The sequence below is a fragment of the Mycobacterium colombiense genome (assembly GCF_001665835.1).
GTDB classification, from domain to species: Bacteria; Actinomycetota; Actinomycetes; order Mycobacteriales; family Mycobacteriaceae; genus Mycobacterium; species Mycobacterium colombiense_A.
On record NZ_LZSX01000107.1, the window covers coordinates 19689 to 32019 of the forward strand.

8 protein-coding genes are annotated in these 12331 nt (G+C 67.7%); 5 read left to right on the forward strand and 3 right to left on the reverse strand.

The window, feature by feature from the left end; all coding sequences use genetic code 11:
- Positions 1–96 precede the first annotated feature (96 nt).
- The 3 genes from A5760_RS25225 to eccCa are packed head-to-tail and all read left to right on the forward strand — an operon-like array spanning position 97 to position 6671.
- The gene (locus A5760_RS25225) at positions 97–963 is read left to right on the forward strand and encodes a transglycosylase (RefSeq protein WP_419538278.1); all 867 of its coding nucleotides are present in this window, start codon (positions 97–99) and stop codon (positions 961–963) included.
- 2 nt (positions 964–965) lie between these two features.
- On the forward strand, positions 966–2453 hold the full coding sequence (gene eccB / locus A5760_RS25230) for a type VII secretion protein EccB (protein ID WP_064885951.1): 1488 nt from the start codon (positions 966–968) through the stop codon (positions 2451–2453).
- Between the two features lie 3 nt (positions 2454–2456).
- Positions 2457–6671 carry a type VII secretion protein EccCa gene (gene eccCa, locus A5760_RS25235; protein WP_064885953.1) on the forward strand — a complete coding sequence of 1405 codons (4215 nt, stop codon included), beginning with the start codon at positions 2457–2459 and terminating at the stop codon, positions 6669–6671.
- On the opposite strand, the gene A5760_RS25240 is transcribed toward eccCa, so the two are convergent.
- Positions 6652–9507 (reverse strand): RND family transporter, encoded by a 2856-nt coding sequence (locus tag A5760_RS25240; RefSeq protein WP_064885956.1) that lies wholly within the window; start codon positions 9505–9507, stop codon positions 6652–6654. The two genes, eccCa and A5760_RS25240, sit on opposite strands and share 20 nt — an antisense overlap.
- Complete coding sequence (locus A5760_RS25245; RefSeq protein ID WP_064885958.1) at positions 9500–9880, reverse strand: hypothetical protein; 381 nt, start codon at positions 9878–9880, stop codon at positions 9500–9502. Before A5760_RS25245 ends, A5760_RS25240 begins: the two co-directional genes overlap by 8 nt.
- A gap of 133 nt (positions 9881–10013) precedes the next feature.
- Between A5760_RS25245 and A5760_RS25250 the strand changes: the two genes are divergently transcribed.
- Both A5760_RS25250 and A5760_RS25255 read left to right on the forward strand, forming a co-directional pair.
- Positions 10014–11231 carry a sensor histidine kinase gene (locus A5760_RS25250; RefSeq protein ID WP_064885960.1) on the forward strand — a complete coding sequence of 406 codons (1218 nt, stop codon included), beginning with the start codon at positions 10014–10016 and terminating at the stop codon, positions 11229–11231.
- A complete protein-coding gene (locus A5760_RS25255; protein ID WP_064886079.1) occupies positions 11228–11893 on the forward strand; it encodes a response regulator transcription factor in 666 nt (221 codons plus the stop codon). The genes A5760_RS25250 and A5760_RS25255 overlap by 4 nt, the downstream gene beginning before the upstream one ends.
- A gap of 4 nt (positions 11894–11897) precedes the next feature.
- Here A5760_RS25255 and A5760_RS25260 read toward each other — a convergent pair whose 3' ends face one another.
- Entirely contained in the window at positions 11898–12158 is a 261-nt protein-coding gene (locus tag A5760_RS25260; RefSeq protein ID WP_064885962.1) for a hypothetical protein, read from the reverse strand.
- Positions 12159–12331 lie beyond the last annotated feature (173 nt).

Genomic DNA, 12331 nt, shown 5'->3' on the forward strand with positions numbered 1-12331 from the left:
ACGTCTGCAACGGAGGGTGTGGGAGTACTAGCGCGAAGTGTCCGGCAAGGATGCGGCGCCGCCAGGGCGCACAAATGGATCAGGGCGGGGAAGCCGGTGACCGATCCCCTGAAAATGCAAGCGGTCGCGGCGCTGACTCGTGCCCACAATATGTTCAGGGAAGCCACCGCCGGCGACGGCGTGGGTGACGCGCCGGCCCGGACGCAGGCGCACGCTGAGGCGATAACGCACCGCGCGGACGGGCTGCCCGGCACAGCTGCAGGAATGTCGGGCGCCTCGATAAACCAGCTAAGCCGGCTGGCCCATTCGGACCGGGCGCTGGGACAGATCATCACCGCGGCGCGGGCCGAGCACACATCTGGCCGCACGGCGACGGGGACCGTGCTGGACGCCGCCTTGACCGACACGACACCGGCCGTCGATACGCCGCTGGGCCGACGGGAGGCGGCCGCCCGCATGGCGGCCCGGCTGCGGGCCCAACACCGGCATGTCGCCGGATCGCGCCGCCGGGCAAGGCTTCTCGCGCGCAGGCTCCGACGCTTGCACTACCTACGAGGGCGGTCGATGCACGGCAACCAGCCCAGCGGGCGCCCGGCAGTACTGGCTGCCATCCGTAAAGCCCTGGACATCAAGGGCATTCACGACCCGGCGGCGCGCGCCCGCTGGGAACGCGGCATGGACCTGGTGGCCCGCCGCGAGTCCAACTACAACGCAAGCGCGGTCAACGATTGGGATTCCAACGCGGCGCGGGGCACACCGAGCAAGGGCGCCTGGCAATTCATCGCGCCGACGTTCGCGGCGTACCACCAGCCGGGGACCTCGCGCGACATTCACAATCTGGTGGCCCAGGCGTGCGCGTTCATCAACTATGCGATGGGCCGCTACGGGGTGGCCATCGACGCGTCGAACCTAGCCGATCGGATTCAGCAGGCCGATCCTCACCGAGCACCCAAGGGGTACTGAGCATGCCGCTGAGTTTGTCTAACCGCGACCAGAACTCTGGGCACCTGTTCTACAACCGTCGTCTGCGCGCGGCGACCACCCGCTTCTCGGTGCGCATGAAGCACGACGACCGCAAGCAGACCGCAGCGCTGGTGTTGTCGATACTCCTGGTCGCCATCGCCTCGGGTTGGATGCTGCTGCTGAACGTACTGAAACCGACTGGCATCGTGGGTGATTCGGCAATCATCGGCGACCGCGATTCCGGGGCACTCTACGCCAGGATCGACGGCCGGCTCTACCCGGTGCTGAATTTGACGTCGGCGCGGCTGGCGACCGGCACGGCGAATCAGCCGACATGGGTGAAACCCGCTGAGATAGCGAAGTATCCGACCGGGCCGCTGGTCGGCATCCCGGGCGCGCCGGCGGCGATGCCGGTCCACCGGGGTGCGACGTCGGCGTGGGCGGTCTGCGACACGGCGGGACGGCCGCGCAGCCCCGAACGGCCGGTGGTGACCTCGATCGCCGGCGTGCTCGACGGCTTCGACCGCGCCACACCGCTGAGCGACGACGCCGGGGTGCTGGTCACGTTCGAGGGCAACACCTTCGTGATCTGGGGCGGCAAACGCTCACAGATCGATCCGACGAACAGGGCGATCACGCTGAGCCTGGGCCTGGACCCGGGAGTCACACTGCCGGTGGAGATTTCGCGGGCCCTCTACGATGCGCTGCCCGCGACCGAACCGCTCGGCATCCCGGTGGTGCCCCTGGCGGGCACGCCGTCGACCTGGGTGTCGGGCTCACAGGTCGGCGCGGTGTTGCAGGCCCAGACCGCCAGCGGCGGCAAGCAGTTCTACGTGCTGTTACCCGACGGCGTCCAAAAGGTCACCAGCTTCGTCGCGGACCTGTTGCGCAGCGCCAACTCCTACGGCTCGACGGCGCCCCGGGTGGTGACACCCGACGTGCTGGTCAACATCCCCGAGGTGTCCTCGCTCGCGGTGGACTACTACCCAACCAAGCGGCTCAATTTCATTGACACCGCGGCCGATCCGACCACCTGCGTCGGGTGGGAGAAGGGGGCGACGGATCCGCAGGCGCGCGTCGTGGTCTACAACGGGCGCGGACTTCCCACGCCGTCGTACATGGACAACCGCATCGTGCACCTGGTGCGCGACGACCGCGACCCGGCGTCGGTGGTCGCCAACCAGGTGCTCGTCTTGCCGGGCGCGGCGAACTTCGTGACGTCGACCAGCGGCGTGGTGACCTCCGACTCGCGGGAATCGTTGTTCTGGGTTTCCGACAATGGGGTGCGGTTCGGTATCACCAACGACGACACGACGTTGCGCGCGCTCGGGCTCGACCCGGGATCGGCGGTGCAGGCGCCCTGGCCGCTGCTGCGGACTTTCGCCGCGGGCCCAGCACTGTCAAGGGAGGCAGCGCTTTTGGCGCGGGACACCGTCCCGGCGCTCGGCAAGGTGGCTGTGGTGACGACATCGGCGAAGCCGGGAGGCTAGAGAATGTCCAAGAAAGCGTTCCCCATCAACCGCATCAAGATCGAGCCGCCGAAACCGGTTCGGGTAGCACCGAGCGCGCCGATCGCGCTGCCGGAACGCGAGCCGCGCAACATCTGGGTGATGATCGGTGTGCCGGCGCTGATCGTCGCGCTCATCGGCACCATCGTCATGCTCTACGTCTCCGGCGTGCGCAGCCTGACCACCGGCTTCTTCCCCCTCATGGGCATCGGCGCCTTCAGCATGCTGGCCTTCTCCGGCCGATTCGGCCGAGCCCGCAAGATCACTTGGGGCGAAATGGAAAAGGGCCGTCGCCGCTACCTGCGTGATCTCGACGGCAACCGCGACGAGATCCAGACCGCCGTGTGCGCGCAGCGCGAATGGCAGAACTCCGTGCACGCCGACCCCCGCGGGCTCGGGGCCATCATCGGTGGCCCGCGGATGTGGGAACGCGGGCGCGGCGACGCGGACTTCCTGGAGGTGCGGCTCGGCACCGGCGTGCAGCACGCACCCGACTCGGTGCTGTCGGTGACCTGGCCCGACATCGCCTCCGACGAGGAGCTCGAACCCGTCACCGGGCAGGCGCTGCGCGATTTCATCTTGGAGCAGCGCAAGATTCGCGACATCGCCAAGGTGGTCAACCTGCGCTCTGCGCCCGGCTTCAGCTTTGTCGGCGAGGACCTGGACCGGCTGCGGTCGCTGATGCGCTCGGTGCTGTGCTCCCTGGCGGTCTTCCACAACCCGCGCGACGTCAAGCTGATGGTGGTGACCCGCAACCCCGAGGTGTGGTCGTGGATCGTGTGGCTGCCGCACAACCTGCACGACGAACTGTTCGACGCCTGCGGTTTTCGGCGCCTGGTCTTCGCCACGCCCGAGGAACTCGAAGAGACCCTCGGCGCCGAGTTGCACATGAAGGGCAAGCGCGGCGCCTGGACACCGCTGGCCGCGGCCAGCCCCACCGCGATGGGCTCGACCCTGGAAACCGGCGCGGACACGGTCGATCTGGGCCCGCACCTGGTGATCATCGATGACAACACGGGCAGCCCCGACGCCTGGGAGAGCGTCGTCGGCCAGGTCGGCAAGGCGGGAATCACCTTGCTGCGCATCGCCTCCCGGATCGGCACCGGCGTGGGCTTTGCCGCCGACCAGGTGTTCGACCTCAGCGAACGCCACAGCTCACCCAACGGCTCGGTCAACGGCGACGTCGTCCTGCACCGCAACGGCTCCGATGCCGACGGCGAAGACGACCGCCCGGCACCACTGCTGCGGGTCCGCAACAAGTTCTTCGCGCACGCCGACCAGCTCTCCGTGCACCGCGCGTATCGCTACGCGCGGGCGATGGCCCGCTGGTCACCGACCAGCCGCAGCGAGATCGCCGACTCGGTCAGCGGCGCAACCGAATTGCTGCGCGCCCTGGGCATCAACGATCCCCGCGACCTGGATGTCGACCGGCTGTGGGCCGAACGTCGCGGCCGCGGTGACGAGCGCTGGTGCGAGGTCCCGGTCGGCGCCAAACCCAACGGCGAGCTGCAGAACATCACCATCCGCGCCAAGGACTTCGGCGGCTTCGGGTTCCACTCCGTCGTCATCGGTACCAGTGGCTCGGGCAAGTCGGAGTTCTTCCTGTCGTTGGTCTATGGCATCGCGCTGACGCACTCCCCGGAGACGTTCAACGTCATCTTCGTCGACATGAAGTTCGAGTCGGCGGCACAGGACATCCTGGGCATCCCGCACGTAGTTGCCGCGCTGTCGAACCTCGGCAAAGACGAACGACACCTGGCCGAGCGGATGCGCAGGGTCATCGACGGTGAGATCAAGCAGCGCTACGAGCTGTTCACCTCGGTGGGCGCCCGTGACGCCAACGACTACGAGGAGATCCGGCTCGCCGGGCGCGATCTGCCACCGGTGCCGGTGCTGCTCGTCATCGTCGACGAGTACCTGGAACTGTTCGCCAACCACGAGAAGTGGATCAACCTCATCATCCACATCGGCCAGGAAGGCCGCGGCGCCAACGTCTTCTTCATGCTGGGCGGGCAGCGGCTGGACCTGTCCTCGCTGCAAAAGGTCAAGTCCAACATCGCCTTTCGCATCGCGCTGCGCGCCGAGTCCGGTGACGACAGCCGCGAAGTGATCGGTTCGGACGCCGCCTACCACCTGCCGTCGAAGGAAAACGGTTTCGGTCTGCTCAAGGTGGGGCCGCGTGACCTCGAGCCGTTCCGCTGCTTCTACCTCTCCGCCCCGTTCGTGGTGCCGAAGACCAAAGAGGTCGCCACCACCGTCGACATGACGTTGACCAAGCCGCGGTTGTACAACTGGCAGTACCAGCCGCTGGACGCGTCGGATGCCACGGCATTGGAGGTCGCCGCCGCCGTCGATGCCGAACCCGACGAATTCCTGTACTACGACGACGGTTACAAGCGGAAGAAGGTCGTCGACGTGCTGCGGGAGTCGTTGCACGAGGTGCCGCACCGGTCACCGCGCCGTCCCTGGCTGGAGCCGCTGGAGGAGCCCGAGTCCATCGACGCTCTGGTCGCGGGATACCGGGGCAAGCCATGGCATGTCGACTACGGGCGGAACCCGGGTCTGATGTTCCCGGTGGGCGTGATGGACATCCCCGAGGAATCGAAGCAGATCGTGCATGCGGTGGATGCGTTGCGCAGCAACGTGATCGTGGTGGGCGCCAAGCAAAAGGGCAAGACGACCACGCTGATGACGCTGATGTGTTCGGCGGCAGCGATGTACACCCCGTCGCGGGTGACGTTCTTCTGCATCGGCGGGGCGACCCTCGCCCAGGCCGCCTCGCTGCCCCACGTCACCGACATCGTGTCGCCGAAGGACGCCGAGGGCATCGAGCGAATCCTGAGCAGCATGGACGCCTTGATCGATGCCCGCGAGGATTCGTTCCGGCGCCTCAAGATCGACCTCGACGGCTTCCGCGAACGCCGGTTCGCGCCGGGCAGCGACGGCCTCGGCGGCACCGACGCCAACGACCCGTTCGGCGACGTCTTCGTGGTGGTCGATGACTACGACGACCTGTACTCGAAAGACACCGTGCTCGGTGACCGCATCATCTCGTTGAGCAGCCGCGGCCCTGAATACGGGGTGCACGTGATGTGCAGCGCCGGCGGCTGGATTCACGGGCAGCGGCAGAGCCTGTTGCAAAACGCCACGGCGCGAATCCAATTGCGGTTGGCCGATCCCAGCGAGAGTCAGATGGGCCACTCGTCGCTCGAATCGCGCGACGCGGCCCGGCGGACGCTGAACCGGCCCGGCTTCGGTCTGACCGACAGCCTGCACGAGCTGCGGGTGGGTGCGCCGGCGCTGACCGACCCCATCACCGGCGCGATTGTCAGCATCGTCGACGTCGGCGCCCGCATCGCGGACGTCGCCGGTGTGACCAAGCACGCCACCCTGCAGCGACTGCCGCAGCGGGTGGCGCTGAAGGCGATCCTGGACTACGAGGCCGCGCACCCCAGCGGCGACGACCTCTCGATCAGCTTCGCCATCGGCGAGCGGCACGAACTGGGGCCCGTCCCCATCAAGCTGCGCGAGAGTCCCGGGTTGATGATCTTGGGGCGGCAGGGCTGTGGAAAAACCATGTCGCTGGTCGCCATTGGCGAGGCGATCATGAACCGGTTCAGCCCCGAAGAGGCGCAGCTGACGCTGATCGACCCCAAGACCGCGCCGCACGGTCTACGGGATCTGCACGGGCCCGGCTACGTAAGCGCCTACGCCTACGACCAGGACGAGATCGACGAGGTGATCACCGCACTCGCGCAACAGGTTTTGCTGCCGCGGCTGCCACCGAAAGGCCTGAGCCAGGAGGAGTTACGCGCGCTCAAGCCGTGGCAGGGCCCGCGACACTTCGTGCTCATCGACGACGTCCAGGACCTGCGCCCCGACCAGAGCTATCCGCCCAAGCCGCCGGTGGGCGCGGCGCTGTGGAAGCTGATGGAGCGTGCGCGGCAGATCGGCTTGCACGTCTTCACCACCCGCAACAGCGCGAACTGGGCGACGCTGCAGATGGATCCGTGGATGCGGTTCCAGAACTCCGCGAAAGTGGCTCAGCTGTATATGGATAACGATCCACAGAACCGGATCAACCGAAACGTCCGGGCCCAGACGCTGCCGCCGGGGCGTGGCCTGCTGGTCAGCGTCGACGGCGACGTCGAAGGCGTGCTGGTGGGGCTGCCGTCGTCGGTCATACCGCCCCAGCAGTAACCAGGTGCGGCTCGGGTGTCTTCACCGTCGGCGTGACGACACGGCGGGGGAGTGGGCTCGGCCACCAGAACCATCGGCCCAACAGCGCCACGATGGACGGCACGATGAAGGCCCGTACCACCAGGGTGTCCAGCAGCAACCCGACCGCGATCGTGGTGCCGATCTGGGCGATGCTGAGCACGCTGCTACTGAGCAGCGCCAGCATGGTCAGACCGAAGATGACGCCGGCAACGGTGACCACCCCGCCGGTTGCGCCGAATGCCCGGATGATGCCGGTCTTCAGACCCGCCGCCGCTTCTTGTTTGATGCGCAACGCCAGCAGCAGGTTGTAGTCGGCGCCGACGGCGATCAGCGCGATGAAGGCGATCGGCGCCACGGCCCAGTGCAGGTCGTGATGAAGCAGGTGCTGCCAAATCAGCACGCTGGCACCGATGGCCGACGCGTAGGAGGTGACGACGGTCCCGACGACGACCAATCCCGCGACCGGGCTACGCAACATGGCGGTGACGATCAGGAAGATGAGAACCAGCGCGGCACCCACCAACAGCTCGGTGTCGTTCGCGACAAAGCGCTGCAGATCGGCGGTCACCGGGCCCACCCCTGCAAGGTCGACCTCGGTCGGGGTCAGGGTGCCCTCCTTGGTGGCCTCCTTGATGGCGGCGCGCACCTGGTCCGCCCGCTTTGCGCCGTCGGCACCCCACTCCGAACCATCGCCGTAGACCAATAGGTAAACGGCGCGACCGTTCTCGGAGATCAGGTGGCTAAGCGCGGTGGTGTACCGCGGGTCGGTCAACGCGCGCTGCGGCATGTAGAAGTCCGCCGCGGCGCTGCCCTGAAACTGCGTCGCGATCTCATTCATGTAATCGGTCAACTGACGCATTTGCGGCCCGAGCGTGTCGGAGAGGCTCAGCAGGTCATGTGTGGCCGAACGCGCTTGCCCCAGCGCATCTTTCATCGACGTGACACTCTGCGGCAGGGTTGCCATCGCGGTGGCGGCCGTGCTCGACCCGCTGGTGAGCTTCGCAGCGCCCGAACCCAGGCGGGTGGACGTCTGCACCAGGCTGTCGACGGGCTGCAGCACGCGGTCCACGGTCGAGCAGATCGGGTTGGTGGCGCAGTCGGGGGTTCGCCCGACGAAGTCGCGCAACGGGTCGAGGTAACCCGACACCGTCGTGACGTTGCGCTGCAGCCCGTCCATCCCGGCCCGCATGTCTTCCGCGGCGCCGGACATGTCCGCTAATCCTGCACTGCCACCACGCAATCCGTTGCCCAACCCGTCGACAGCAAGCTGGGTTTGTGCCAGCGCGCTGTCCAGCTCGGAGACCCGCTTGAGGCGCTGGGTCAGCGAATCCATGGTGTCGCCGAATTGGCGGCCGAGCACACCGGCCTGGTAGCTCAACGTCGCCTGTTCGGGCACCTTGCCGTCGGGCCGGCTGGCGGACTGCACCGCCCGCACACCCGGCACGGCCATGATGTGGCGGGTGATGCGCTCGATGGCGATCAGGCCGGCCGGGTTGCGCAGGTCGTGGTCGGCCTGGACGGCGACGACATCGGGCAGCAGAGCGTTGACCGCGAAATGGCGGTCGGCGCTGGCATAGCCACGGTTGGAGTCGGTGGACGACGGCGTGGCGGCGGGTTCGTTGAAGCCGACCCGCATGCTGACCAACGGCAGCGCGACCAGCAGGGTCAACGCCAGCGCGGCGACCAGGACCGGCCCGGGCCAGCGTGCGACGGCCGTGCCGACACGGCGCCAGCGACGCGCGGTCGTGGACGGCCGTGGTTCCAGATATCCGCGGCGTATTGCCAAGCTCATGAGCGCGGGCGTCAGGGTCAGCGCGGCCACCATGGTCGCCAGAATGCCGATGGCGCACGGCAACCCGGCGCTGCGGAATGAGCCGACCTTCGCGAACACCAGACACGCCAGCGCCACCGATACCGTCAACGCCGATCCGATGACCACGGGCGCGATCGACCGATAGGCCTGGGTCAGCGCCTGGGCCGGCTCGACGCCGCGGCGCCGGCCCTCGTGGTAGCGGCCGACCAGGAAGATCGCGTAGTCGGTGCCGGCCCCGAGTGTCATGGCCGCCATCAGCGCCACCGAAAACAGCGACACCTCAACCACGTTGGCTTGACCGAGGGCGGCGACGACGGCGCGCGCCAGGGCCAGGGCGAGCCCGACCGAGATCAGCGGGATCGCAGCCGCAATCGGCGATCGGTAGACAGCCAGCAACAGCAGCAGGATGAGACCGATGGTGGCGGCGGTGATGCCGAGCATCTGGCGGTCTATCGCCGAGAATTCGTCGACGATGGTGGCGCCGGGACCGGTGACATGGACCTGCAGGCCCGACGGCGGTGAGAGTTTCTGGACGGTTCCGCGCACGGCATTCACCGAGTCGCGCGCCTGGGCGGTGCCGAGCATGCCGGCCAGCCGCACCATCACGCTGACCGCCTTGCCGTCCGAACTCTGCGCACCGGCGGCCGTGGCCGGCTGCGACCACAGGTCGGTCACCGCGTAGACGTGACGCCGATCCGAACCGAACGCTGTCGTCAGCCCATCGTAGAACCGGCGATCCTGCGGTGTCAGCCGCTGATCACGTTCCAGCACAACGTAAACGAAGTTGTTGCTGGGCGTCTGGTTGAACAACTGGGCGGCCTGTGTCGCGGCTACCGCGCTGGGCGCGCCGGGAGGCATGAAGGACCGGGCGTGGGAGTCCACGACCCGCTCCAGCTGCGGGACAGCCACATTCGCGATGCCCGCCACCACCACCCACAGGCCGACGATGAGGAGCGCGTACCGGCCGGTCAGGCGCGCAAGGCTGCCCAGCCTGTCATGCAACGGTCTGCCGAGCGCTGGTGGGCCCGCCGAACAGGCCCACGGCCACGTGCTCACCGCGCGTGAGCGAGCGCACGCGCAACGACCGGCGGGTGCCGATCTTCACCAGCGCGTGCAACCCGGGCTCGGCGGCCGCGAGATCGGCGCGCACCTGTTCGGCCGACGCGCCCTCATGAGCCGCCTGATCCAGCTTGGCCACCAGCATCGTGATCCATCGCTGGCCGAGCGAAAGCATCAGGCCCTCCTCGTCGCCGAAGAGTTCGGACACCTCGGATGACTTGCCGATCAACGCAAGTGCCGCCTCGGGGTCCGTCTCGGCGGCTTTGATCACCTGGGCCATGAAGGCCATGCGGTCGTGCAGCAGTGTCCATGTCATGACTCGACGTTAGGAGAGCAGCCACCCACCGCGCGTCGTGCCGAAGTGCAGTCTTTGCCTCCTACCACGGGCGGAGACGGGCACCGACCGCGGAAGGATGTGACGAAGCGCCGCGCTCTTCTAGGATTGGACGATGTTGCGCGCCGCAGTGAATTACCTGCGGGAACAGCTTCGCCGACGCAGCGAGCTGATTCCCGTCGGTATCACCTGGGCGGCGCTGATCTCTGTCGATGTCGCCCTCGTGCTCGGTGGCGTGATCGGGACGCTGCAGCGGCCCGTCGCCGACCTCCCCGTGGCGCTGACGGCATTCGCCATAGCCCTGTCGCCCTCGTTGGCGTTCTTCGTCTTCAACATGAAGATGGCTCCGGGGCCGTTATGGGCGACCTGGCTGGTGTCCTCCGCGCTGACTCTGTTTGGTACGTCGACGCCCATTCACGCCGATTTCGCGCCGGCGTTGTTGGTCCTGATGGTCTTGGTCGTCGCGACATTGGCCTCGGTGTTGGGCGGCCTCCTTGCAACGGTGTCGGCGGCGGCGCTGTTGCTCGGCGCGTCCGCGCTGCACCGCCTCGACATGGTGGTGCTGTATCTGGGTTTCATAGCGGTGGGCTGGCTGCTTGGTTACCTGATGCGCACCCAGCGGCTGTTGCTGGCCGAACAGATTGAGGCGCAGGACATGTTGGCCGAACACGCCGCCGCCGACGAGCGGCGGCGCATCGCCCGTGAAGTGCACGACGTCATCGCCCATTCGCTGAGCATCACCCTGCTGCACGTGACCGGCGCGCGCCGGGCGCTGCAGCAGGATCGCGACGTCGACGATGCGGTCGAGGCGCTGGAGCAGGCCGAGCGGCTGGGCCGGCAGGCGATGGCCGACATCCGACGCACCGTCGGGCTGCTCGACAACTGGCCCACCAAGACCGCGCAGACCACGCCCGAACCCGGCATCGACGACATCGCAGCACTGGTCGAGGGTTTCCAGCGGGCCGGTCTGGCCGTCGGCCTGTGCGTCGAGGGCCCCACCGATCACGTATCGGCCGCGGTCGGCCTCGCGCTGTACCGCATCACCCAGGAGTCACTGGCCAACATCGCCAAGCATGCGCCGGAGTCGAAAGCCGGTGTGGTGTTGGATATTTCGCCGGTATCGGCGCGGCTGGCCATCACCAACCTACTTCCCGCGGCAGTGATGGCCGCGCAATCGGCCGAAGGACGTGGCCTGCGCGGCATGCGCCAGCGCGTCGAGCTGCTCGGCGGGGCCATCGACGTCGGCCCGACCCGCGACGGCTGGTCGGTGTGCGCCGAAATCCCACTGCAGGAGGGCGATACGGCCTGGCGCCCATGGTGGTGCAAGGCATGATCCCAAATATCCCAGCGACGCACGAGATCACCGTGCTCCTCGTCGACGATCAGGACCTGGTGCGGTCGGGCCTGCGCCGGATCCTGCGCCGCAAGGACGGGTTCGTCGTCGTCGCGGAATGCGCCGACGGTGACGAGGTGTCCGCGGCGGTGGCCGAGCACCGGCCCGACGTCGTCGTGATGGATCTGCGGATGCGCCGCGTCGACGGCATCGAGGCGACGCGCAGGCTGGGCGGCCGGCCGCCGGTGCTCGCGCTGACTACCTTCAACGAGGAGGAGCTGTTGTCGGGAGCACTGCGCGCCGGTGCGGCCGGCTTCGTGCTCAAGGACTCTTCGGCCGAGGAGCTGATCCGCGCGGTCCGGGCGGTCGCCAGGGGCGACAGCTATCTCGATCCCGCGGTGACCTCGCGCGTGCTCACCACGTACCGCAAGGCCGCTCCCGGGCCGCGCGGCACCGCGATCGGCGAGCTGACCACCCGCGAGCTCGATGTGCTGACGCTGATCGGCCAGGGCATGTCGAATACGGAGATCGCCGATCAACTGTGCATCTCGGGCGTCACGGTCAAGAGCCACATCGGGCGGATCTTCGGGAAGCTCGATCTGCGCGACCGCGCCGCCGCGATCGTCTACGCGTACGACAACGGCATCGTCGCGCCGCGCTGACGACCTACAGGGGCGCCGACTGCTCCGTCAGGTTCAGCAGCAGGTAGGCCATGCACACCAGGAAGTTCAGCACCACCATGATCAGGCCGGCCAACATCAGCGAGCGGGTGCCGCGCTGCCTGAGCCGCTTGTAGCGCGCGGCACGCAATTCGCGGTCGAGCCGGATCGCGATCAACGCGAAGTTCACGTTCATCAATTCGTGGGCGGCCAGCGGCGCGCCCTCCAGCATTTGCCGCAACCGTTCCGGTGCCGTTCGAACACCCACCCGTTCGAAACTGTGGCACAGACGTAGCGCCCGCCGTCGGCGGAGCGTTTCATATGGCAGCCGAAGCCGCCGCGCAAGTTGCCCTCGATCGTCCCCCCAGGGGTAAGACGGGGTCATCACAAGCGGGATTGTAAATCGCTCGGCGCCACTTTTGCGCGGTGAACACGAACTAT